We start from the raw sequence: 24772 nt of genomic DNA, 5'->3' as shown, positions 1-24772 counted from the left end.
CGGCTCGCGGATTTCGCTGGATCGGAGATCAACACCGCTTCGCGCCGACCTACGACCTCCCCCTCTATGCCGATAAAACCTCGCCATATGCGCAGGCCAAACGGGAGACGAAAAGGCTTGGCGAGCGCCTGGGGCGGGAGCGCGAGGCCGAAGCTCTTCTTCTTGGGACGGAACGCACGATCGACGAATCCCGCCTGCTGCTCGCGGACCGCAAGGCTACCCCTCTCTGCCTCTTCACCTTTTTCGACAACCGGCACCTGCGCATCTACGGTGCCGGCAGCCTGCTTCAGGATGTGCTGGACCGGCTGGACCTTCGGAACGCATGGGACCGCGAGACAAGCGAATGGGGAATTTCGACGGTCGGCGTGGAGCAGCTCGCAACCATCGGCGACGTCCGGCTCGTTTGCCTGGAACCGATCATGCCGCATGCGGTGCGGATGATGCGCGGAAGTTCATTGTGGCAAAACCTGCCCGCCGTGCGTACCCACCCGATCACGACCATTCCCACCCTCTGGCCGTTCGGCGGACTGGATGTAGCGGCCCGTTTTGCATCGCTCCTCGCCGACAACCTGGTCTCGGCATGATAACCGGCTCGCGGATTTCGCTGGATCGGAGATCAACACCGTTCGCCATCCTTGCGCTCCTGGCGTTTGCTGGTCTGTGCGTTCTCCTGACCTCGCTTCGGCTTGCCGAACTGCTGCCGTTGAACCTCTGGTGGAGCGCACTGATCGCACCTGACATGACCAATGTCGGGCAATTGCTCTTCCATCACTCCGCCCTTCCCCGTGTGGCTGTCAGCATCGTCGCCGGCGCAGCGCTCGGCCTTGCGGGAACGATCTTCCAGCAGACCCTGCGCAATCCGCTCGCAGAACCCGCAACCGTCGGCACGGCAGCCGGGGCCAATCTGGCGCTCGGCACAGCCGCCATCCTTGCGCCATTCCTGCTGGATACGGGTCGCGAACTGGTGGCGATCGGCGGTGGCGCGTTGGCGACGGCGGCGGTCATCCTGATCGCCTGGCGCCGACATCTCTCGCCGGTTTTGCTGGTGCTCGCAGGCCTCGTCGTCAGCCTGGTCTGCGGTTCGGCAAGTGCGCTCCTCGTCGTCCTCGACCGCGACTACATGACGGAGCTTTTCATCTGGCAGACAGGGTCCCTCATCCAGAACGGCACGGCCGTGGTGACGGACCTTTCGGTCAAGCTGCTGATCGGATTTGCCCTGGCGACAAGCCTGATCCGACCGATGCGCATTCTCGAGCTTGATGACGAGAGTACCCGCAGCCTCGGGTTTTCCCCCGCGGTACTCCGGTTGGCCGGTCTGGCCGTCGCCGTCTGGCTAAGCGCGGCCGTCGTTGCCGCGGTCGGTGTCATCGGTTTCGTCGGACTTGCAGCGCCGCATATCGCAGGAGCGCTCGGCGCGCGCACCTTTGCGCGGCGGATGGTTGCGGCGTCGGCAGGCGGCGCATTGCTCCTCTGGTTCACCGACCAGCTCGTGCAGGTTCTGCCGCTGTCGGAAAAAGTGCCGACAGGCACGGCCACGGCGCTCATCGGCGCTCCTCTGCTTCTCCTGCTTCTGCCGCGCATGCGGGCAATCATGCCGACGCAGGGCGGTGCCGACATGGCGTCGCCTCGCCACGTGATCCGTTGGTGGATGCCGTTTGCGGCGATAGCCACAATTGCCGTGACGATCGCCCTCGGCCTGTTTTTCGCACGCGGCGTCGAGGGGTGGCACTGGGCTTCCGGAGCCGAACTTGCGACCTTCCTGCCACTACGCCTGCCGCGCGCATTGGTGGCGCTGTCGGCGGGCGCGATCCTTGCCGTCTCCGGTACGCTGATACAGCGCATGACAGGCAACCCCATGGCTTCGCCGGAGGTGCTCGGCATATCTTCCGGGGCCGCGATCGGCATCATCCTGCTGTTTCTGATCGGCATCCAACTCGACCGGACGAACATGATCCTGGCGGCCACAGCCGGCGCGTTGCTGACGCTCGGGGCAATCGTGCTGATGGCGGCAAGGGCATCCTTTTCGCCCGACCATATCCTGCTTGCGGGAATTTCCTTGTCAGCCATCGGCACGGGGCTTGCTGCTCTCGTCCTTGCAAGCGGCGATCCGCGTATCGATTTTCTGCTCGCCTGGCTCTCCGGCTCGACCTACCGGGCGACCCTGGCCGATGCGGCAACGGCGGGCTGTATTTTGCTCGTCATCCTGGCCGGCTCACCGCTCATGGCGCGCTGGCTTGAAATTCTGCCGCTCGGCCAAGCGACCTCGATGTCGCTCGGCATCCCGCTGAAAACCGTGCGACTCTCCATCCTCCTGGCGGCCGGGCTCTGCGCGGCTGCCGCAACCGTGTTTGTCGGCCCGCTGAGCTTCGTCGGCCTGATCGCGCCACGTGCCGCCGACTATCTCGGCTATCATCGACCGCTGCCTCAGCTTTTCGTCAGCGCGTTCCTTGGCGGTGTCACAATGGCGGTTGCCGACTGGCTGAGCCGGACCATCATCTTTCCCTGGCAGGTGCCTGTCGGCCTGCTGGTCGCCCTCGTCGGCGGTCCGTTTTTTCTCTGGCAGATTGCGAAACGCAGATGAGCCCCTTTTTCAGGCCTGATCATGCGCGTCGAGATAGGCCCTCGACGCTCATTTGCCGCCATCCACGCTGATGATTTGCCCGGAAATCCATCCGGCGAAGTCGGACGCGAAGAACATCACCATGGCCGCGATGTCGTCAGGCGTACCAAGGCGTTTGAGGGCAATATTCTGCAGGAGCCGCGCCTGCCCTTCCTCGCCCATCGCCTCCCATTGTCGCTCGGTCGCCGGGTTGGAGCGCACGAAGCCGGGCGCGACATTGTTGACGGTGATGCCCCACGGCCCCAGTTCGTGGGCGAGTTGGCGCGTCAGTCCGATCTGGCCGGCCTTGGCACTGGCATAGGCCTGGATTCCTGTCAGCGAGATTCCAAGCCCGGCGCCGCTGGAGATATTGATGATGCGCCCGGCGTTTTTCCTCTTCATGCCCGGCGCGACCGCCTGGGCCATGAAGAAGGCGCCTGACAGGTTGACGTCGAAGATCGTCTGCCAGTCGCTTTCGGATATTTCCTCGATCGGCCGGCCCACCTGCCCGCGCACGCCGCCCGCATTGTTGACCAGGACGTCCGGCGCGCCGGAGGCTGCCTCGATCGCCCGGACGGTCTCCTGCACGGCACTGCGATTGCCGACATCCAGTACATGCGCTTCGGCCTTCGGCCCGCAGAGCCCGACCGTTTCATCGAGCCCCGCCGCATCGACGTCGCAGGCACGCACCGCCGCGCCACGGCTCGCGAACCCTTGTGCGATCGCCCGCCCGAACCCGTGGGCAGCACCCGTGACAATCACCACCTTCCCGTCGAACGAAATGTTCATGCCGTCACCGTCGCCAGTTCTTCGAGATTGGCCATGTCGAGCGAGCGCTTGCCGTCCTCGATCTCGTGGATCATGGCGATCAGGCGGGCGGCAAGCGGCGTCGGAACGCGCGATTCCCTGCCGATCTCGACGACCGGCATCACCTGCGCATCCACCTCGGTCTTGCGCTTGCGCACGGCGAGATCGCGCCAGATGCCGGAATGCGATTTTGCCGACCTGCGATTATGCGCCACCATGTCGTCGAACGACGTGCTGGTCTGCTCCGGTGAGGCCAGCGGCCCGAAGGCGGCCGGATCGAACCCGTCGAAGGCTTCCGGCCGGATGTTGTTGATAGCCGCCACCGTCGCCACTTCCAGCGCAAGCCGGCGCAGAACCGGGCGGGCGATCGGATTTTCGAGTACATCGGCAATGCTGTCGTTGGTGAGAGCCGTGCCGAACAGCAGCGCACCGTAAATGAGCTTGCCCCACAAGAAGCCCCAGATATTGTTGGTGATCAGGGCCTTCGGCTCGACATGCCGCATCAGTTGATAGATATCCTCGGCTCGATCGGTGAAACGCCCGTCGAGTTCACCGATCACCGCGGCGCCATGGCCGCTATACTGCACGACGCCCGGCTCCAGATAATCCGCCCCGAAATTGACGAAGCAGCCGATGACGCGATGTTCTCCGACGATGCGGGCAATCACTCGTTCGTTGAGCCCGTTCTGGGCCGAGACCACATATCCGTCGGCGGGGAGATGCTGGACGAGAGACCTTGCCGCCGCCTCCGTATGATGGGCTTTGACGCACAGGAAAGTCCGCTGATACGCGCCTTCCAGCTCTTCCGGCAGATACGCACTGGCCTGGACGGTATCTTCGAAGATCGGGCCGACGATCTTCAGTCCCTTCTCGTTGATCGCATCGACATGGTCCTTGACGTTGTCGACGAAGATCACATCCGCGCCGGCGCGGATGAAAGCCGCACCCAGCGTGCCGCCGATCGCGCCGGCGCCCCAGATCAGAATTGGCTGGCTCATGCCCAAGGTCCCTCTAAAAGCGCCCGCATTCCCGCGAGCGCGACATCCCACATTGCCTAACGCGCGCTCGTTGCAGTTTGCTTAAAACGACAGGACTGCAGCATGACGATATTCGATCACCGGCATGGCGGACACGCGCACTCCGAGGAGTAGACCACTACGGTCGTGCGGTCGAGTACAGGTCGGGATCGAGAAGCGTGGGGCGACGGCGACCGGGCTCGTGCCTCCGATCGCCGCTTTTCCGAATGGGATTTCAGCCAGCCTTTAAACCCGGCCCAAAGGCTTCGACCTATTCAGCGGGTCAGCGGATAGATGAGCTGGCCATCCTCCTCGCCTCTCGGGAAGGCGCCCTCGCGGCTGCGCTTTTCTGATTGCTGATAACCCTGCGGGCTAATGCCGATATAGCGCTTGAACATGCGGGAGAAGTAATAGGCGTCCGCATAGCCGGAAAGCTCGGCGGCGCGCTTCACCGTGCAGCCGCCGGCCATCAGGCCCATGGCCCGCTCCATCCGCTTGAATTCCTGGAACTTGTCTGGCGTCCAGCCGACGCGCTTGCGGAACTCCCGCTTGAAGTAATCCGGATTGTAGGGCACCGAACTGATCGTTCTTCCAACGATCTCCTCGCCCAGCGGATCGGCGGCGATCTGGCTCGCCGCCACCATGACCGAAAAGGACAGCGCATCCGGATTGTTGACGTTGCCGACCGACTGCTCCCTCCAGCCGATATGAGCCTGTTCGATGAATTCGATCAACAGGAACATGAAGAGGTGATGTTGAAGCAGCGTCGTCGAGTAGGGCGGCGAATTGTCGTGGTAATAACGCGTCAGCGGCTCCATCATCTCCCAGCGGGCGAGCGTGACGGCGTGCTTCAGGTTCATCTGGGCGATCAGGTCGAGCCGTCCGAAGAGGTCGAGCGTGAAATGCTGGGCGATGCCGGTATAGGCCTCCAGAGAGGTCGAATGGCCGGAAAACCACGTATTCGCAGGCAGGAGCATCGCCCTGCCCGGCGCCATGTCGATCGTCTCGCCCCCGACTTCATAACGTGCCGAGCCCGTCAGGCAGATGATCAGGTCATGCACGCTGTTCGATTTGTCCACCCCCCAGCTATGCGAATGCTGCATCCTTATGGTTGAACGCGTCAGCGTCAACGCCATAGCATTCATCGGAATCGCAGACAGAACGCTACCTTCGATTTTCTCCATCCTTTTCCCCGAATTCGTCGATTTGATCTGACTGGCAAAGTGAGAATATCAGCCCGGGAGCTGAGAACTCAACACGACTGAGACATTAATGGGAGGAAATGGCGCTTCAATTGCGGGAGCCTGATGGATCAGGTCTGTGCGCAAATCGAAGGGCCGGAAGTCGCGATGCACAATAAAGCAAGTGTCTCTTCGTTCAACATCGCCTCTATCTGCGGCGGCTCGCTCAACTGGGCGACGAAACTCGTGGGCGACCTTGCCTGTGACGGAACCGTCACCGCGTATGCCGGTCGGATGCACCGCCTGCCGGAAGCGCTGGCCAGACTGGGGCAGGCGGCATGAGCGGCGACAACAAGTTCCTTGGGCTCATCTATCTGTCGCCCTTCATCATCGGGCTCCTGGTTTTCACCGCCCTGCCCTTCCTCGCGTCGCTCTACCTGAGCTTCACCAACTACAACCTGATGAACGAGCCGGTCTTCACCGGCCTGCAGAACTATATCCGGCTGTTCACCAACGACCGGACGTTCCGCAAATCGCTGTGGGTGACGCTGATCTACGTGTTCACGACCGTGCCGCTGAAGCTCGTCTTCGCGCTCTTCATGGCGGTGATCCTCAATTACAAGCTGAAGTTCATCAACGTCTTCAGGACGGCCTATTACGTGCCGTCGATCCTCGGCGGCTCGATCGCCATTGCGGTTCTGTGGCGCTACATCTTCGCCGATGTCGGCCTCGTCAACATGGGCCTCGCCCTCATCGGTTTTGAGCCGGTCAACTGGTTCGGCGATCCGACCAATGCGCTGTTCACCATCACGCTCCTGCGCCTGTGGCAGTTCGGCTCGGCCATGGTGATCTTCTTGGCAGCCCTGCAGAGCATCGACAAGACGCTCTACGAGGCAGCCTCGATCGACGGCGCCGGCAAATGGACGAGCTTCGTCTACATCACCCTGCCGCTGATCACGCCTGTCATCTTCTTCAACCTGATCATGCAGATGGTCCAGGCCTTCCAGGAGTTCAACGGACCCTACATCATCACCCAAGGGGGGCCTTTGAAATCCACCTATCTCCTGCCGATCTACATCTATGACGAGGCCTTCAAGCGCTTCGACATGGGTTATGCCTCGGCCATCGCCTGGGTCCTGTTCCTGATCATCATGGCCCTCACCCTCATCGCCTTCTGGTCTTCGCGCCATTGGGTCTATTACGCCGGCGACAAGAGGAGCTGACCATGACCGATCACATCCTCTCCCAGAACACGCCCGCCGCCCGCGACATCGACATCGTCCGCAGCCGCGAAACGCGCCGCCACCGCTTCAATGCCGCCCTGCGTTACGCTCTACTGACCGCGGTCGGGCTGCTGATGCTTTATCCGCTGATCTGGCTGGTCGGTGCATCCTTCAAGACAAATTCGGAGATCTTCTCCAATCCCGGCTTCTGGCCGGAGAACCCGACACTCGACGGCTATATCAAGGGCTGGAAAACCTCGACGCCCTATTCCTTCGGCACGTTCTTCTTCAACACGATGTGGATCGTCATCCCGAAGGTGATCGGCACGGCGATTTCCTGCACGGCGGTCGCTTATGGCTTCGCCCGCTTCGATTTCCCGTTCAAGAAGGTGCTGTTTTCCGCGCTGATCGCGACGCTGCTCCTGCCGAACGTCGTCACCCGCATTCCGCAATACCTGATCTTCCGCGATCTCGGCTGGCTCGACAGCTACCTGCCGCTCTGGGTACCTTCGGCGCTTGCGGGCGACGCCTTCTTCGTCTTCATGCTGGTGCAGTTCCTGCGCGCCATACCACGCGACATGGAGGAGGCCGCCCGGGTCGACGGAGCCACCACCTGGCAGACGCTGATCTTCATCGTCGTACCGCTTCTGATGCCGGCGCTGATCTCGGTCTGCCTGTTCCAGTTCATGTGGACGATGAACGACTTCCTCGGCCCGCTGATCTACATCTCCTCGGTCGACAAATACCCGATCTCGCTGGCGCTGAAACTGTCGATCGACACGACCGAAGCCTTCGAATGGAACCGGGTCCTGGCCATGTCGGTCCTGTCGCTGGCACCGGCACTCGCGGTCTTCTTCCTCGCCCAGAAATATTTCATCGACGGCATCTCGTCCGGCGGGATCAAAGGATAGTCACATGGCGCGTCTTCAACTGAGAAACCTCGAAAAGGATTACGGTGAGTTTCGCGCCGTGCATGGCATCAATCTGGATGTCGATGACGGCGAGTTCATGGTGCTGGTCGGCCCGTCCGGCTGCGCCAAATCGACGACGCTCCGGATGATCGCCGGGCTGGAACGGGTGACCGGCGGCGAGATCCGCATCGGCGGCGAGTTGGTCAACGACAAGACGCCGGGCGACCGCGGGATTTCCATGGTGTTCCAGAACTACGCGCTCTATCCGCATATGAAGGTGCGCAAAAACCTCTCCTTCAGCATGCGGCTGAAGCGCCGCCCGGCCGCCGAGATCGAACAGGCCACCCAGCACGTCTCCAATCTTCTCGAGATCGACCCCTTGCTCGACCGGCTTCCCAAACAGCTCTCCGGCGGCCAGGCGCAGCGCGTCGCGGTCGGCCGGGCGCTGATCAAGAAACCGCAGGTCTTCCTGTTCGACGAGCCGCTCTCCAACCTCGACGCCAAGTTGCGGGCCTCGATGCGCGTGCGCATCACCGACCTGCACAAGCGGCTGAAGGCGGACGGCCAGCAGGCGACCGTCATCTACGTTACCCATGACCAGACCGAAGCCATGACCATGGGCGACCGCATCTGCGTCATGAGGGACGGCCACATCATGCAGGTCGCCGATCCGGTGACGCTCTACAGCCGTCCTGCCAATACATTCGTCGCGGGCTTCATCGGCAGCCCGGAAATGAATTTCCTCGACGGCACGTTCGAGGGAGAGAACAGCGTGCGGGCAGCGGAGCAGGTGATCGTGCTCGGCGACGAGTTCAGCAAGCGGATTTCCGGACGCAGCGAGCACGTCACGCTCGGCATCCGGCCGCAGCACCTGCACATCGTCGCGGCCGAAACACCCGGCACCATCAAGGGCAAGCTTACCCATATCGAGTTCATGGGCCACGAAGTCTACCTCTATGTCGACATCGGCCCGAAACGCCTCATCGCCGTGGTGCCGTCCGCGTCCTACGACCGCGGCGCGCTTCGCGACGACTGGGTCTGGCTGAGCCCGGACCCGAAGGGAGTGCATCTGTTCGACCGCCAGTCCGGGGAGAACATCAGCCTGGCGATTTGAAATTTCATTGTTCCAACTTGGGAGGAGCCAAAATGAGAACCATGTTCATGACGGCGGCTTTGTTTGCCGCCACCAGCCTTTCGGCCGCATTCGCCGCGGATCTGCGCATGTCCTGGTGGGGCAGCGACGACCGCCATGTCGCAACCCAGCAGGCCCTGAAGATCTGCGGCGCGAAATTCGGCCACACGATCGCGCCTGAATTCACCGGCTTCCAGGGCCATCAGGAAAAGATCGCCACGCAGCTCGCCGGACGCACCGAGGCCGACATCATGCAGGTGAACTGGCCCTGGCTGCCGCTGTTCACCAAGAACGGCGACGGCTTTGCGGACCTGAACCAGTACAAGGACATCATCGACCTCAGCCAGTGGTCGAAGCCGGATCTCGACAGCGGCACCGTCAAGGGGAAGCTAAACGGCATTTCCGTCTCCACGACTGGCCGCGTCTTCATGTTCAACAAGACGACCTACGACAAGGCCGGCATCCAGATCCCGAAAACCTGGGAAGAGCTGATCGCCGCAGCCCCGAAGATGAAGGAAAAGCTCGGCAAGGAGTATTATCCGTTCGAAGGTGCGGCTCTCGACGCCCGCCTGATGGTGATCCTGCGCACCACTCAGAAGACCGGCAAGGACCTGATCGACCCGGCCACCAACAAGGTCGCCTGGAGCGAAGCCGAACTCGCAGAAGGCCTGGAATTCTACAAGACACTGGTCGACAAGGGCGTCATCGAGAGCTGGAAACAGGTTGCCGCCGGCGGCAATACGCCGCTGCACGAAAACCAGAAATGGGCCAAGGGCCAGGTCGCCGGCACCTACCAGTGGGACAGCACCTACGGCAAGATCGCAACGCCGATGGAAAAGGGCCAGGAGCTCGTGCCCGTCAAGCTGTTGACGATCGAGGGCGCCAAGACTGACGGCGTCTACCGCAAGCCCTCCATGCTGTTTTCGATCTCCAGGAACAGCAAGGATCCAAAGGCCGCGGCCCAGGTGCTCAACTGCCTGCTCAACGACCCGGAAGCGGTCAAGATCATGGGGGCGACGCGCGGCATTCCGTCCAGCAAGGCGGCGCTCGATACGCTGACCAAGGAAGGCAAGATCAAGCCGGTGCAGCTGGAAGCCTACAAGCGGGTGATGGAGCCCTCGAGCCCCGGCGTCTCGCCGCTCAACGAGCATCCGCGCGTCACCGAAGTCTTCGACACCAATTTCGAAGCCTTCGCCTATGGCCAGCAATCCTCCAAGGAGGCCGCAACCGAGATCATCGCCGGCATCAACCAAGCGCTGACGGGGATCTGAGGACGTGACGGACGCCGCCATCGAACTCCTGATCACCGGCCCCCGCAGCGCGACCTTCCGCGTCGATGCCGAAAGGCATCTTCACACACGCGATGACGCGCTTGCCTGGCAGGTTCGGGAGTTCGGCGGCACGTTGGTCGCCGAGGGGACGACACGGACGGTCGTCTTCTCGGTCGCTTCCCTCGAGCCGGGCACAACCTACCTTTTCCAAGCAGGTGATGCCCGGCTCGAATTTATCACGCGGCGGGGAACCGCCCTGATCGACATCCGCGATTTCGGCGCGTCGACGGACGCACAGGACAACGCGCCGGCGATCCAGCGGGCCATCGCGGTGCTCGCTCCCGGAGGTACGCTGAGAATACCGGCCGGGCGCTGGCTGAGCGGTCCGATCTTCCTCAAGAGCGACATGACCCTGTTTCTCGAAGACGGCGCGGAGCTCGCGGCAATCGCCAACAGACACGATTTTCCCATCCTGCCGGCGCGCCATGCGGACGGTCGCATTCTCGGCACATGGGAAGGCGTGGCGGAGGCCTGCTACGCCAGCCTCATCAACGCGATCGACTGCCGCGACATACATCTTGCCGGCACCGGTATCATCGACGGTGGAGGTGACCGCGGCGACTGGTGGTCGTGGCCGAAGGAAACACGCCAGGGCGCCAGGCGCCCCCGCACCATCTTCCTGTCGGCATGCGAGGACATCACCCTTTCCGGCCTCACGATCCGCAATTCCCCGTCCTGGACTGTCCACCCGGTTTTCTGCAAACGGCTCATCGCTGCGGATCTCACGATAGAGAACGATCCGGACTCTCCGAATACCGACGGCTTCAACCCCGAAAGCAGCTCCGATATCCATCTTATCGGCCTGCACATCTCGGTCGGCGACGATTGTATTGCCCTCAAGGCCGGCAAACGCAGCCTTCTCGGTGCACCGGACCACCCGACCGAACATGTGCGGATCGAGAACTGCCTGATGGAGCGCGGCCATGGCGCGGTGGTCATCGGCAGCGAGATGAGCGCTGGCGTAAGCGACATCGCCATCCGAAACTGCCATTTCAAGGGAACGGATCGGGGGCTGCGCATCAAGACGCGCCGGGGACGCGGCGGCACGGTCGCCGGCATCCGCCTTGCCGACAGCCTGATGGAGGACGTTGCAACCCCGGTCGCCGTCAATTCCTTCTATTTCTGCGATGCCGACGGCCGGTCCGATTACGTCCAGTCCCGGTCGCCGCTGCCGGTCTCCCTGGAGACGCCGAGCATAAGCTCGATCACCGTCGAGAACGTCACCGTTTCCGGCGCTCGAACGGCAGCTGCCGTCTTCTACGGTCTGCCGGAAGCGGCGATCCGCGACATTGCCTTCGAAAACTACACCGTCTCCTTCGCGCCGGATGCCGAGGCCGAAGTGCCGGAAATGGCCTCTCTACTCCTGCCGCTCCGGCATGCCGGGATCGTTGCGGAAAACGCCGTTTTCAGCCGCCTGGCGCGGCTTTCTCCGGTTTCCATTCATCCAGCTCAAGACTGAAATCCAATGCTTCAGGACTATTTCGAGAATTACGCGCGCGATTATGAATATTACAAAGCCGGCGCCTGGTGTTACGAGGACGGTTGCCTCTATCGCGGCCTGATCACGCTTTACGAAGCGACCGGCGACCGCCTATGGCTGGATCATCTCATCCGGCTGGTGAGCGGCCAGATCGACGCGCAAGGCCGGCTTGTCGGCTACGCGATCGACGAATTCAACATCGACAACATCCTGCCCGGCCGGGCGCTCGTCTTTCTCCATCGGCTGACGGGCGAGAGCCGCTGGCTTGATGCCGCCGCACCGCTGGCGCGACAGCTCGAAACGCATCCGCGCACCGGCAGCAACGTCTATTGGCACAAGCTGCGTTACCCGCATCAGATCTGGCTGGACGGGCTTTACATGGCGCTGCCCTTCAAGGTGGAATACGCACAAGCGGTCTCAAAGCCCCAGGCCGTCGAGGAAGCGCTCCGGCAGTTCACGACGGCGCTCGACCTCACCTATGACCGGCAGGCGGATCTTTATCGCCACGGTTACGACGAGGCCCGGCAACAGGCTTGGGCGGATTCGGAAAGCGGCCTTTCGCCGGCCCATTGGGCAAGATCGATCGGTTGGCTGGCGATGGCCTTCGTGGACATCATCGAAAACCTGCCCGCCGGCACATCCAGACGGGAGCTGACCGAACGCGCCGCAGCGCTGGCGTCCCGGATCATTGCTCTTCGCACCGCGGATCACCGCTGGCTGCAGGTGATCGACCGGCCGGACGAGGCGCAGAACTATCCCGAAAGCTCGGCCACGGCGATGTTCTCCTACTTCCTTCAGAAGCTCGCGCGGCTCGGCGGCCCGGCGGCCGTTTCCGAGGCCGGTCGGGCCAGCCTTCAATCGCTGACCGGACAGGAGCTGCGGCGGGATGCGGATGGACGGCGGAGGCTTCACAACATCTGTTGCGTCGCAGGTCTCGGAGGCTTCAACGGCCGCTATCGCGACGGCACCGTCGGCTATTACCTCTCCGAGGAAATCCGCCCCGACGACATCAAGGGTGTCGGACCGCTGATGATGGCCTATGCGGAAACGCTGCTGGACACGCAATCGACGATGTCCCAGCCTGGGCGGCTGGGAGACCGGGTCGAGCTCAGCGCCGCCGTCAAACGATAGCAGCGCTCGGTAGTGTCTCAGACCGAACTTCTGCTATGGTCGGGAGGTGGGCTTCTCGCTCGTTGGGGGCCTTGACTTGAGGGGGGAGCGCTAGATGAGCACCGACGGGGACACTGTGCGGTCTTATGACACGGTCGCGGCGGAGTACGCTGCTGAAGCCGCAGCGATGCCCGAATGGGTCGCGACGGAGATCGATGCATTCGTGACCGAGCTGGGTGGCTCGGGGAGGGTGCTGGAGATCGGAAGCGGTGGAGGGCGAGATGCACTTGAGCTTGAGAAGCGGGGGATTAGCGTCCGGCGCACCGACATTTCGAAGGGTTTCGTCGAACTGCTTCGCGACAGTGGCTTCGAGGCCGACCTGCTGGACCCGCTGACCGAAGACCTGGCCGATCCGCAGCGTCCCGGCACGCCGTATGACGGGATCTGGGCCTGTGCCTGCCTGATTCACGTCGCGCGCGAAGATCTGCCCATAGTGCTTGGACGACTTGCCGAGGCGACCCGGACCGGTGGCCGGCTGCACGCCTCGGTCAGAGAGGGTGATGGCGAGGATGTGTCCACACACGGCAGCGCTGCAGCACCTCGGCGCTACGTCGAAATCTATTGGCGCGAGCCCGCCCTGCGATCCGCACTCACAGAGGCAGGCTGGATTGTCAGCGACGTACGTCGGTGCGTCGGAAGCCCCGATGATTGGTGGCTGAGCGTTCGGGCGGTTCGGGCGTGACGCACAGAGTTTTAGGTCCGGATGGACACCAGGCCGGGCAGACCGAACTTCCGGTTCGGGTCGAAAGCCGAAATTCAAACTGAGACACTACCCAGCGCGCTCGCGCCGAGAAACAGGAGAAAACAGACCATGACGATCGATGTCCGGACGCGCCATGCCGTTCACTACAACCAGTCGGAGCGTATGACGAGCGTGGACTTGCGCGAAAATTTCGTGATCGAAAATCTGTTTGTCGCGGGGACGCTGCAGGCCGTCTACACCCACTATGACCGCATGCTGGTGGCCGGTGTCACGCCGACACAGGAAGGCCTCGGCGTCGGCAGTGAATTGGCCAGACTCGTCGGCGCAGACTATCTGCTGGAGCGTCGCGAGCTAGGCCTCATCAATATCGGCGGACCCGGCCGCGTCATCGCCGACGGCAAAGCTTACGAGCTCCTGCCAATGGACGGACTCTATCTCGGCATGGGAACGAAGGAGATCTTCTTCGAGAGCGACGACCCGTCGGTGCCCGCGAAATTTTATATCAACAGTGCGCCGGCGCACGCCGCCTTACCCTCGCGGATCGTCAGCAGCACAGAAGCGATCGAGAACAATCTCGGCGACAGTGCCACGTCGAACAAGCGCAAGCTTTACCAGTATCTGCATCCGAAAGTGCTGCCGACCTGCCAGCTGCTGATGGGGCTGACCCGGCTGGAGACCGGCAGCGTCTGGAATACCATGCCGGCGCATCTGCATGACCGGCGGATGGAGGCCTATCTCTATTTCGAGATCCCGGAAAACGCCTTCGTCGTTCACCTGATGGGCCGGCCGGCGGCGACCAACCATCTGATCATCCGCAATGAACAGGCCGTGCTCTCGCCGCCCTGGTCGATCCATTGCGGCGCCGGCACCGGCGCCTACGCCTTCATCTGGAGCATGGCCGGAGACAACCAGTCCTTCACCGACATGGACATGGTGGATATGAAGAGCCTCAAATAGGCCCCTCGAAGTCCATTCGCCACCGGAGCAGCTATGCTCGGACTGGCGGCGGCGGGGATCGTCAGACGGGCACTATACGCGGTTCCTGCCGAAACACCGTGTGATCGCTTGGATGTGTCGGGTCCTTGCACGGGCTGGTGGAGCGGCGCTCGATGATCCTCGACGCGACCTGGACCCTGCGGGCGGGGGTTCCGGGCTGGCGCGGGGTCTCGATCCGCTCGAGCAGGAGCCGCAGGCCGACGGCTCCGCATTCCTGGCCTTCCATGCGCACCGTCGTCAGAGCCGGCGAGATCTGCTTTGCCGGCGAAAAGTCGCCAAAACCGACCACCGAGACATCATCGGGGATGCGATAGCCCTGGCCCAGGAGTTCGGAAACGACGGTGAGCGCCAAGCCGTCATGGGCGCAGAAGAAGGCGGTCGGCCGATCGCCTTTTTCCTTCAATGCGCGATAGGCTTCGGCAAAACCATTCTCCTCCTCGAACTGCACGACATGCAACGTGACATCCGGGTGACGTTCGGCAATTTCGCGGGCGCCATAAAAGCGCTCGCGGCGGCCACGATAACCGGGAGTGCCATAGATATAGGCGATGGAACGATGGCCGAGGTCTATCAGGTATTGGATCACGGCCTGCCCTGCCTCGTGATCTGTCCCGGAGACCTGATCGGCATCCTCGAGCGGATCGACCCAGCCGAACCGGATGATCGGTGTGCCGGTCGCCATCGCGGCGCGGATCGCCTCGCGGTCATGCGGTCCGACCAGCAGCAGCCCGGCGCAGGTGCGCGCCAGTTCTTCAAGCTGCCCTTGGCTGTGGGTCCATAACATCCTGAGAGCCATGCCGAGCCTGTGCGCCTCTGCCTGAACCCCGTTCTGGATCTGCATGTGCAGCTCGCTATTGACCGGGTCGAGGTCGTGAAACACGACCGCGATATCGCCCGGCGCGGTCTGGCTGGCAGGCCTGCTATAGCCGAGACGCAGGGCTGTTTCGCGGATCCGCTCGCGGGTTTCCTCGCTGACGCCGCTCTTGCCCGACAACGATCTGGACACCGCATATTTCGAAAGGCCAACCTCGCACGCGATGGTCTGTAAGGTAACCCGCCCCCTGTTTTTCATTCCAGCCCCTTCTGCAATCGCCGCGTGGCGACACTGCTGCACTGCAAAACGCAATTTTACCAAACAACACTACATAACACTTTACCTAACAGTATTCGAATGTAAACTTTTCGTTATCCACGCCCAAGGGAAACAATAGGTAACGGCGGGGGACTGTGTGGAGGAGACACTCATGATCAAGCTGAAACGTCGCGCGTTTCTGGCCGGGAGTTCGGCTGTTTTGATTTTGCCGGCCCTGCCGGCTTTAGCCCTCGACTACAAGGAAGCAGGTCTCTTGAAGGATAAGGTCGCAACTGGCGCCCTTCCCCCCGTCAAGGATCGGCTGCCCGCCAACCCGCTTGTCATCAAGCCGCTTGAAAGCGTTGGAAAATATGGGGGAGACTGGAAGCTGGCGCTGGTCGGCGGCGGTTCGCTCTCCATGCTCTTCCGCTACCAGGCCTATGAGCCGCTGCTGCGCTATACGCCGGATTGGTCGGGCGTGACGCTCAATGTCGCGGAATCCTTCGAAGGCAATGCGGATTCCACCGTCTACACCATCCGCCTGCGCAAAGGCATGAAATGGTCGGACGGGCACCCCTATACCACCGCCGACGTCAAGTTCTGGTATGATACCATCCTCACCGACAAGCGCGTCGCCGTCACCAGCCAGGGCCACTGGAAAACCGCCGGCAAGCCGGCCAAGCTTGAAGTGGTCGACGAGCAGACCTTCAAGGTGATCTTTGAAAAACCTAACGGTATGTTCCCGTTGCAGGTCGCATGGTCCAACTGGGATCATACCACCCGCTGCCCCAAGCATTATCTCGAGCAGTTCCATATCGATTACAATCCGAAGGCGGACGAGCTTGCCAAGCAGCGCGGTTTCCAGAGCTGGATCGCCGCGTTCCAGTCGGCCTCCGGTTTCCAGGACGACAATGCCTTCTTCCTCAATTCGTCGAAGAAGCCTTGCCTCAATGCCTGGTATTTCACGATCGCGCCGGGCGAAAACACCGAGCGGGTGGTGGCCGAACGCAACCCCTATTATTGGAAGGTCGATACCGCGGGCAACCAGCTGCCCTATATGGACCGCATCGTCTACCAGATGGTCGCCGATCCGCAGGTGCTGCTCTTGAAATGCATGCAGGGCGAAATCGACCTGATGGACCAGTACATCGCAACGCCCAACAACAAGTCGGTTCTCTACGACGCGCGCAAGCAGGGCGACTACGATTTCTACACGCTGACCTCGACCGAGGCCAACGTCATGAACTTCATCTTCAACCTGAACCACGCCGACGAAACGAAGCGAAAGCTGTTCCGCAACAAGACGTTCCGCGCAGCTCTTTCGACGGCGCTCGATCGTCAGACGCTGATCGACGCGGTGCTCGTCGGCCAGGGCGCGCCCGCCCAACCGTCGATCAAGGAAGGCGATCCCCTCTATAACGAGGTGCTTGCCAAGCAGTTCACCGAATACAGCGTCGACAAGGCGAATGCTATGCTCGACGAGCTGGTCCCGAAGCGCGACAGCCAGAATTTCCGTCTCGACGAGAAGGGCCGCCGGCTGACGATCATCTTCGAGATCGACCAGGCCCGCCCGATCTTCCTGGATCTCTTCCAGCTGGCAATCCCGATGTTCCAGGCGGTCGGCATCGATGCGCAGATGCGCACCATGGACCGCTCCCTCTGGGAAACACGCGTTCGCCAAGGCCGCGACTTCGATGCCACCGCGCACCAGTTCGGCGCCAATGGCGGCGTCGCGGCGATGCTCGATCCGCGCTACTACGTGCCGACCGACAGCAATGCGATGTATGCCCCGGCCTGGCAGCTCTGGTATCTCGATCCCAAGAACGCCAATGCCGAGGAGCCGCCTGAGGATACCAAGAAGCTGCTTGCGCTCTACGACAAGCTGAAGGCGACCTCGGATCAGGCAGGCCAGCGCGAGATCATGAAGCAGATCCTGCAGGGGGCCGCGGAAACCTTCTATGTCTTCGGCATTTCGCAGCCGCCGGACGGCTACGGCATCGTCAAGAACAACATGAGGAACATCACCAAGACCATGCCGAACTCGTTCGGCTGGCCGACGCCTGCCCCGACCATGCCGGAGCAGTTCTACAAGGTCTGAAGGCCTCGCAAATTCCGATGTTTTCCGGGCGCCGGTCTCACCCGGCCGGCGCCGAGGGCACCCCTTTTCCGATGATTGGATGCTATCATGCTCGAGGCGAGACGACAGAACACCGACACCTTGCGGACCCCCGACTGGTTCAGGACCGCGACGCGCTGGACGCAGCTGACCTTCGTCGAGGATGATCCGGACAAATACGATCCGGCCTTCTGGATCGACGTCTTCAAACGCACGAAATCCAACGCCGTCTGCCTCAGTGCAGGTGGTTACATCGCCTACTATCCAAGCAAGGTTCCCTACCACTACGTCAGCCAATATCTAGGCGACAAGGATATTTTTGGCGCGCTGGTCGATGCAGCCCGTAAGCTCGACATGCATGTCATGGCCCGCGTCGATCCCCATGCCATCCATGACGATGCGGCCAAGGCCCATCCGGAATGGGTGATGATCAATGCCGACGGCAGCCCACGCCGTCACTGGGCCTATCCGGATGTCTGGGTCGCCAATGCCTATGGCGACTACAACTCGGTGTTCATGCCGGAGGTGGTGAAGGAGATCGTCCGCGAATACGATATCGACGCGATCTTCGCCAATCGCTGGCAGGGCCACGGCGTCGACTACAGTGAGGACAGCGCCCGCCGTTTCAAGGACATGTCCGGCCATGCCCTGCCCAAGAGTGCGGACGCCGAAGACCCCGCCTGGCAGGCCTGGCTGCAATGGCGCCGCCGCGTGCTGACCGACGTGATCGCCCAGTGGGACGACGCCGTCAAAGCGATCCGGCCGCATGCAAGCTTCATCCCGAATATGAGCGGCGCGTCGCTGATGGAATTCGACCTCTCGGTCATCACCAAACACTGCCCCTTCCTCGTCGTCGACCACCAGGGCCGCAAGGGGCTGGAGCTCGGATGGTCGGCGGGGCGCAACGGCAAGCGCATCCGCGCCACCTTTGCCGATCGTCCGGTGGTACTGATCACCTCGATCGGCCCGGAGGAGGAATACCGCTGGAAGGATGCGGTGACCTCGGGCGAGGAGATGCAGCTCTGGATCAACAACGGCACGGCCCACGGGCTTTTCGCCTGGTTCACGAAATTCAACGGCGTGGTGCCCGACAAGCGCTGGGTGGATCCCGTTGCTGAGGCCTTCGTGCTGCAATCGGCCGTCGAGCCGGTCATCGAAAGCATGAAGCCAACGGCTGATATCGCCGTGATCGACCCATCGACGACCTTGCGCCACTGGGCGCCGGAGGAACGCCATGCCGCGGAAAAACACGACCTCGGCGTCTACCACGCCCTGGTCGAGGCCCGCCTGCCCTTCGAGCTTCTCTCCGATCAGGTGTTGACCGAGGACAATCTCGACCGTTTCAAAGTCATCATCCTTGCCAATGCCTCCTGCCTTTCGGATGCGCAGAACGAGGCGATCCGCGCCTATGTGGCGCGCGGCGGCAGCATCGTCGCCTCCTACGAGACCTCGCTTCGCGACGAATTCGGCAAGACGCGGCCCGAATTCGGCCTCTCGGACGTGCTCGGGGCGAAATTCGTCTCTGGCCCGCGCGGTATCGTCAAGAACACCTATGTGGCGCTGTCCGGCGACCACCCGGTCAACAAGGGTTTTGATGGCGCCGAGCGGATTATGGGCGGCACAAGGCTGATCCATGTCGAACCGGCGGCAGGTGCCGAGACGCCGTTCCTCTACGTGCCCGACTTCCCGGACCTGCCGATGGAAGAAGTCTATCCGCGTAAAGACCCGGAAGGGGCGGCGGTTATCGCCCGCGAAACAGGCACGGGTGGCCGCACGGTCTACATCCCCTGGAATATCGGCGAAATCTTCTGGGAGGTCTTTGCAGTCGACCACGGCCGGCTGCTGTCCAATGCCGTCCATTGGGCGCTCGGCAAAACCCCGCGGGTCACCGTGAAAGGCCCGGGCGTCATCGACCTCGCGCTCAGGGAAAACGCCGAGGGTATCGCCCTCAGCCTCTTCAACCTCACGAACCCGATGATGATGAAAGGCCCGATACGCGAAAATTATCCGCTGGCGGCCCAGACCGTTTCAGTGGAAGTTCCAAACGGCAAGTCAGTGGCGAAAGCCTGGCTGGTGGTTGCAGACCGGGCAGCAAGCTTCAGCGTGAAGGACGGACGCGCGGAAGTGGAGGTGCCGGGAATAGAGCGGCTGGAAGTGCTGCATCTCACCTGGAAATAGGGTGGGAGACTGAAATGCATGAGCGTTTCCGGCCTGGAGGGGCCGGGAGCGGAAGGAGATCCGAAGGTGGCGCCTGCGCGGCGCTTTCAACGGGAGGAGAACTATTCCGATGCTTGGCTATATCTTCAAGCGCGTGCTCTACATGATCCCGACCCTGTTCGGCATGTCGCTGATATCGTTCCTGATCATCCAGCTGCCGCCGGGTGACTACCTGACGTCGATGATCGCCACGATGAGCGACAGCGGCCAGGCCGTCGATCCGGCCCAGATCGAGCGGCTGAAGGAAATCTACGGCTTCGACGATCCCTTCTACATCCAGTACCTCAAATGGATCTGGGGCATCGTCAGCCGCGGCGACTTCGGTCATTCGTTCGAATGGAACCAGCCCGTCTCCGGCCTGATCTGGGGCCGGATGGGTTCGACGCTGGTCATCTCGCTCTTAAGCCTCCTGTTCGTATGGATCGTCGCGCTGCCGATCGGCATCTATTCCGCCGTCCGTCGCCATTCGATCAGCGACCACGTCTTCACCTTTTTCGGCTTCATCGGTCTTGCCGTGCCGAACTTCATCCTGGCGCTGGTGCTGATGTATTTCGCCTACCGCTATCTCGGCCAGAGCGTCGGCGGCCTCAATTCTCCCGAATATGCCGAAGCCCCCTGGAGCCTTACCAAGGTCGGCGATTTCCTCGCCCATCTGTGGATCCCGATCATCATCATCGGGGCCTCGGGAACGGCGGCGCTGATCCGCGTCCTGCGCGCCAACCTGACCGACGAACTGCACAAGCCCTATGTGATCACCGCCCGCGCCAAGGGCCTGCCGGAATACAAGGTCATTCTCAAATACCCGGTGCGCATCGCCCTCAACCCATTCGTCTCGGCGATCGGCTGGGTGCTGCCGCATCTGGTGTCCGGCGTGACGATCACCGCCATCGTGCTCAACCTGCCAACCGCCGGCCCGCTGCTGTTCAGGGCGCTGGTGTCGCAGGACATGTATCTCGCCGGCAGTTTCATCCTGCTTTTGAGTGCCCTCACCCTTGTCGGCATGCTGCTCTCGGATCTGCTGCTCGCACTGCTCGATCCGCGCATCCGGTTCAATTGAGGGAGGCGGCATGAGCACGCACGAAACATTCGGAACCTATTCCGGCCCCGCCTACACCGTCGCCGACGGCCCCTCGATCAGTCCGTTGAAGGCGGGCAAGACCGTTTCGACCGCAACCGTCGGCCCGTGGAGGCTGATCGCCGGCAAGCTGGTCCGCCAGAAGGTGGCGATGTTCGCCGGCGCGGTCATCCTCATCCTCTATCTGATCGGCCTGTTTGCCGAATTCCTGGCGCCCAGCCTGCCTTCGACGTCGCGGCCGCAATATACCTATGCGCCACCGCAGGGCTTGAGCTTCTTCATCACCAAGCCGGACGGCAGTTCCGAGTTCAATTTCCATGTGAAGGGCTACAAGGTTGAGATCGAAAAGGTGGCGCTGCGGCGCACCTTCGTTGTCGATGAAGCCAAGGTCGTGCCGGTCGGCCTGTTCGTCAAAGGCGCCCGCTACGAACTCTGGGGCCTGATCCCGATGGACCGCCACCTGATCGGCCCGCTCAATCCGAACGACCCGATGTATCTGCTCGGCGCCGACCGCCTCGGCCGCGACGTCTTCTCGCGGCTGGTCTACGGCACGCGGATTTCCATGTCGATCGGCCTCGTCGGCGTCGTCATGTCGCTCGTCCTCGGCGTCGTGCTCGGCTCGATTTCGGGTTTTTACGGCGGCTGGGTCGATACGGTGATCCAGCGCATGATCGAGGTGGTCAGCGCCATGCCGACCATCCCGCTGTGGCTCGGCCTTGCGGCGGCGATCCCGCTCACATGGTCTCCGGTCAACGTCTATTTCGTGATCACCATCATCGTCTCGCTGCTCGGCTGGACCAGCCTTGCGCGCGAGGTGCGCGGCCGCTTCCTGGCGCTACGAAGTGAGGATTTCGTCACCGCCGCGGTGCTCGACGGATCGAGCGAGAAGCGGCTGATCTTCCGCCATATCCTGCCGTCGCTGACGAGCCATATTCTCGCTGTCGTGACGCTCGCCGTGCCAACCATGATCGTTGCCGAAACCTCGCTTTCCTTCCTCGGCATCGGCCTGAAACCACCGGTCGTCAGCTGGGGCGTTCTGCTGCAGGACGCCCAGAACATCCGCACGGTGGCAACCGCGCCATGGCTGCTGATCTGGCCTTCGCTCGCGGTGATCGTCGCCGTGCTGTCCTTCAATTTCTTCGGCGACGGCCTTCGCGATGCCGCCGACCCCTATGACAATTGAGGAGGAAATCATGACCGATCCCGCCCAAGACACCGTCCTCTCCGTCGACGACCTTTCGATCGATTTCCGGTTGAGGACCCATATCCTGCATGCCGTCGAGAATGTCAGCTTCGACCTGAAGCGCGGCCAGACGCTTTGCCTCGTCGGCGAGAGCGGCTCGGGCAAAAGCGTCACCGCCCGCTCGCTGCTGCAGATCGTCGATAGGCCGGGCAGCATCGTCGGCGGGCGCATCCTTTTGCGAAACGCCAGCGAGGTCACCGACATCGCCAGGCTCGATCCGGATGGCCAGGCCATGCGCGCCATTCGCGGCCGCCGTATCGGCCTGATCTTCCAGGAACCGATGAGCTCGCTGTCGCCGGTCCACACCATCGGCTCGCAGATCATCGAAGCTGTGCGCTTGCACAGCGATCTCGACAAGCGCGCGGCGCGGGCGAAAACGGTCGAACTGCTGCGCCAGGTGGAAATCCCCAATCCCGATCAGATGGCCGACCGCTACACGTTCGAATTTTCCGGCGGCATGCGGCAGCGGGCGATGATTGCCATGGCGCTTGCCGGCAATCCCGACATCCTCATCGCCGACGAACCGACGACGGCGCTCGACGTCACCACCCAGGCCGAGATCCTCGACCTGATCAAACGGCTGCAGGTGGAGCGCGGCATGGCGATGCTGCTGATCACCCACGACATGGGCATCGTCGCCGAAGTGGCGGACGACGTCGCCGTCATGCGCTTCGGCCACATCGTCGAGCGTGGTCCGGTCGATGCGATCTATCACGACGCCCAGCATCCTTATACCCGGCAGCTTCTCGCCTCGACGGTGAAGCTCACCCGCCATGTCGAAGGCCGGCTACCTGCGATGGCCGCCTCATCGCACCCGCCGCAGCCGATCCTTTCGGTCCGCAATCTCGGCAAGACCTTCGGCTGGCACGGCAAGACCAGTTCGCTGCGCGCCGTCGACGACGCCAACTTCGATCTCTATCCCGGAGAAAACCTCGGCATCGTCGGAGAAAGCGGCTCGGGCAAGACGACGCTCGGCCGGCTGATCCTGCGCACCGTCGAGCCGACGACGGGCAGCGTGGTCTACCGCAACAAGGATGGCCGCGAGGTCGAGGTCACCAGCCTGACCAAGAAGGAGCTTCGTGGCTTCCACCGGGAAGTCCGCCTCGTCTTCCAGGATCCGTTTGCCTCGCTCAACCCGCGCATGACGGTCAAGGAAGTGATCGGCGACCCGCTGATCATCAACGGTCTCGCCAAGGGCAAGGCGCTCGAGGAACGCGTCGCCGAACTGATGCGTCTCGTCGGGCTCGATCCGATGGGCATGGAACGTTATCCGCATGCCTTCTCCGGCGGCCAGCGGCAGCGCATCGGCATTGCCCGGGCGCTGGCGCTCGATCCGCGCATCATCATCGCCGACGAGGCGACCTCGGCGCTCGACGTATCGATCCGCAGCCAGATCCTCGATCTGCTGCTCGATATCCGCCAGCGGCTGAACCTCAGTTTCATCTTCATCTCGCACGACATTTCGGTGGTGCGCTATTTCTGCGATCGCGTCGCCGTCATGCATCGCGGCAAGATCGTCGAACTCGGCGAGGCCGAGCAGATCTGCACCGCCCCGCAGGAGGCCTATACCAAGAGCCTGATTTCCGCCGTTCCCAATCCCGACCCCCGCGACAAGCGCATGCTGCACCGGCACCGCTTTATCGCACCCGTACTCTGAGGACAGTGTCAGTGCCGAAATTCTCCGCCAATCTCTCCTTCCTCTACCAGAATCTGCCCTTCCTCGATCGCTTCGCCGCCGCTGCGAAAGATGGTTTCGGCGGGCTCGAATATCTTGGCCCCTACGCCGAACCGAAGGAGAAGGTCGCTGATGCACTGAAAGCAAGCGGCCTCGTCCAGGCGCTCTTCAACGTGCCCTCGGGCGACTGGGCCGGCGGCGAGCGGGGCATTGCCTGTCTGCCGGACCGCATCGAGGAATTCCGAGACGGTGTCGCTCTGGCGCTCGACTATGCGAAGGCGCTCGGCTGCAAACAGGTCAATGTCATCTCCGGCCTCGTGGCGAAGGGCGCCGACGCCGACGCCGACGCTCTGGAAAAGGTACTGGTCGACAACCTGAAATACGCCGCACCGCGTTGTGCCGATGCTGGCGTCAGGCTGCTGATCGAGCCGATAAATCTGCGCGACATTCCGGGCTTCTTCCTGTCGACGACCGATCACGCGGAACGCATCCTCGACAAGGTGGGCTCCGACAATCTCTACATCCAGTACGACTTCTACCATATGCAGATCATGCAGGGCGATCTGATCCCGACCTTCGCCCGCCTGAAGGACAGGATCGCCCATGTGCAGATCGCCGACAATCCCGGCCGCAACGAGCCGGGTACCGGCGAGATCAACTACGATTTCATACTCTGCGAACTCGACCGCCTCGGCTACGACGGCTGGGTTGGCTGCGAATACCGGCCGAAGGCCGGCACCAGCGAAGGCCTTGGCTGGATGAAGCCCTATCTCGCCGGAGGGCCACGCTAAGATCAACGCTTTTCAGGACTAACCGGACGCCATC

Annotated in this window: 21 protein-coding genes; 17 read left to right on the top strand and 4 right to left on the bottom strand. The window is 62.3% G+C overall.

The annotated features are described in order from the left end of the window. Positions 1-20 precede the first annotated feature (20 nt). Both LZK81_RS26665 and fhuB read left to right on the top strand, forming a co-directional pair. Entirely contained in the window at positions 21-584 is a 564-nt protein-coding gene (locus tag LZK81_RS26665) for an ABC transporter substrate-binding protein (protein WP_233957832.1), read from the top strand. Further along, positions 581-2581, top strand: a complete 2001-nt coding sequence (fhuB, locus tag LZK81_RS26660) for a Fe(3+)-hydroxamate ABC transporter permease FhuB (RefSeq protein ID WP_233956936.1) — start codon at positions 581-583, stop codon at positions 2579-2581. Before LZK81_RS26665 ends, fhuB begins: the two co-directional genes overlap by 4 nt. Before the next feature lie 48 nt (positions 2582-2629). Here the strand turns inward: fhuB and LZK81_RS26655 are convergent, their stop codons facing one another. From LZK81_RS26655 to LZK81_RS26645, 3 genes are all read right to left on the bottom strand, one after another. Then, positions 2630-3388, bottom strand: a complete 759-nt coding sequence (locus LZK81_RS26655; protein WP_233956935.1) for an SDR family NAD(P)-dependent oxidoreductase — start codon at positions 3386-3388, stop codon at positions 2630-2632. Beyond that, positions 3385-4404, bottom strand: coding sequence for a ketopantoate reductase family protein (locus tag LZK81_RS26650; RefSeq protein WP_233956933.1), 1020 nt, complete (start codon positions 4402-4404; stop codon positions 3385-3387). The genes LZK81_RS26655 and LZK81_RS26650 overlap by 4 nt, the downstream gene beginning before the upstream one ends. Positions 4405-4697: 293 nt before the next feature. Beyond that, positions 4698-5606: a helix-turn-helix domain-containing protein gene (locus LZK81_RS26645; RefSeq protein WP_233956931.1), complete on the bottom strand. Its 909-nt coding sequence runs from the start codon at positions 5604-5606 to the stop codon at positions 4698-4700. Positions 5607-5771: 165 nt separating this feature from the next. On the opposite strand from LZK81_RS26645, the gene LZK81_RS26640 reads away from it, so the two are divergent. The 9 genes from LZK81_RS26640 to kduI all read left to right on the top strand — a co-directional run bounded on the left by LZK81_RS26640 (position 5772) and on the right by kduI (position 14510). Beyond that, on the top strand, positions 5772-5945 hold the full coding sequence (locus LZK81_RS26640; protein WP_233956929.1) for a hypothetical protein: 174 nt from the start codon (positions 5772-5774) through the stop codon (positions 5943-5945). Further along, a complete protein-coding gene (locus LZK81_RS26635; protein ID WP_046609739.1) occupies positions 5942-6826 on the top strand; it encodes a carbohydrate ABC transporter permease in 885 nt (294 codons plus the stop codon). The genes LZK81_RS26640 and LZK81_RS26635 overlap by 4 nt, the downstream gene beginning before the upstream one ends. Before the next feature lie 2 nt (positions 6827-6828). Continuing rightward, positions 6829-7737 carry a carbohydrate ABC transporter permease gene (locus LZK81_RS26630; RefSeq protein WP_233956927.1) on the top strand — a complete coding sequence of 303 codons (909 nt, stop codon included), beginning with the start codon at positions 6829-6831 and terminating at the stop codon, positions 7735-7737. Between the two features lie 4 nt (positions 7738-7741). Then, the gene (locus LZK81_RS26625) at positions 7742-8851 is read left to right on the top strand and encodes an ABC transporter ATP-binding protein (RefSeq protein ID WP_233956925.1); all 1110 of its coding nucleotides are present in this window, start codon (positions 7742-7744) and stop codon (positions 8849-8851) included. 32 nt (positions 8852-8883) lie between these two features. After that, positions 8884-10140 (top strand): ABC transporter substrate-binding protein, encoded by a 1257-nt coding sequence (locus tag LZK81_RS26620; RefSeq protein ID WP_233956923.1) that lies wholly within the window; start codon positions 8884-8886, stop codon positions 10138-10140. 4 nt (positions 10141-10144) lie between these two features. Next, positions 10145-11659 (top strand): glycoside hydrolase family 28 protein, encoded by a 1515-nt coding sequence (locus LZK81_RS26615; RefSeq protein ID WP_233956921.1) that lies wholly within the window; start codon positions 10145-10147, stop codon positions 11657-11659. Between the two features lie 6 nt (positions 11660-11665). After that, positions 11666-12811 (top strand): glycoside hydrolase family 88/105 protein, encoded by a 1146-nt coding sequence (locus tag LZK81_RS26610; RefSeq protein ID WP_233956918.1) that lies wholly within the window; start codon positions 11666-11668, stop codon positions 12809-12811. 94 nt (positions 12812-12905) lie between these two features. Beyond that, entirely contained in the window at positions 12906-13532 is a 627-nt protein-coding gene (locus LZK81_RS26605; RefSeq protein ID WP_233956916.1) for a class I SAM-dependent methyltransferase, read from the top strand. 129 nt (positions 13533-13661) lie between these two features. Further along, a complete protein-coding gene (kduI, locus tag LZK81_RS26600; RefSeq protein ID WP_233956914.1) occupies positions 13662-14510 on the top strand; it encodes a 5-dehydro-4-deoxy-D-glucuronate isomerase in 849 nt (282 codons plus the stop codon). A gap of 61 nt (positions 14511-14571) precedes the next feature. On the opposite strand, the gene LZK81_RS26595 is transcribed toward kduI, so the two are convergent. Beyond that, positions 14572-15621 carry a LacI family DNA-binding transcriptional regulator gene (locus LZK81_RS26595; protein WP_046604777.1) on the bottom strand — a complete coding sequence of 350 codons (1050 nt, stop codon included), beginning with the start codon at positions 15619-15621 and terminating at the stop codon, positions 14572-14574. 172 nt (positions 15622-15793) lie between these two features. Here LZK81_RS26595 and LZK81_RS26590 point away from each other — a divergent pair, with 172 nt between their 5' ends. From LZK81_RS26590 to otnI, 6 genes are all read left to right on the top strand, one after another. Then, a complete protein-coding gene (locus tag LZK81_RS26590) occupies positions 15794-17719 on the top strand; it encodes an ABC transporter substrate-binding protein (RefSeq protein WP_233956913.1) in 1926 nt (641 codons plus the stop codon). Between the two features lie 87 nt (positions 17720-17806). Further along, positions 17807-19915 carry an alpha-amylase family protein gene (locus tag LZK81_RS26585; RefSeq protein ID WP_233956912.1) on the top strand — a complete coding sequence of 703 codons (2109 nt, stop codon included), beginning with the start codon at positions 17807-17809 and terminating at the stop codon, positions 19913-19915. A 109-nt stretch (positions 19916-20024) separates the two neighbouring features. Beyond that, on the top strand, positions 20025-21011 hold the full coding sequence (locus tag LZK81_RS26580) for an ABC transporter permease (protein ID WP_233956910.1): 987 nt from the start codon (positions 20025-20027) through the stop codon (positions 21009-21011). Positions 21012-21021: 10 nt separating this feature from the next. Further along, complete coding sequence (locus LZK81_RS26575) at positions 21022-22212, top strand: ABC transporter permease (protein ID WP_233956908.1); 1191 nt, start codon at positions 21022-21024, stop codon at positions 22210-22212. A 10-nt stretch (positions 22213-22222) separates the two neighbouring features. Continuing rightward, positions 22223-23929 (top strand): ABC transporter ATP-binding protein, encoded by a 1707-nt coding sequence (locus tag LZK81_RS26570; RefSeq protein ID WP_233956906.1) that lies wholly within the window; start codon positions 22223-22225, stop codon positions 23927-23929. A gap of 11 nt (positions 23930-23940) precedes the next feature. After that, positions 23941-24738, top strand: a complete 798-nt coding sequence (gene otnI / locus LZK81_RS26565) for a 2-oxo-tetronate isomerase (RefSeq protein ID WP_233956904.1) — start codon at positions 23941-23943, stop codon at positions 24736-24738. Positions 24739-24772 lie beyond the last annotated feature (34 nt).

This window comes from Neorhizobium galegae (assembly GCF_021391675.1).
GTDB classification, from domain to species: Bacteria; Pseudomonadota; Alphaproteobacteria; order Rhizobiales; family Rhizobiaceae; genus Neorhizobium; species Neorhizobium galegae_B.
Note: the sequence above shows the minus strand (reverse complement) of the source record. Positions and strands in the feature narration are given on the sequence as shown.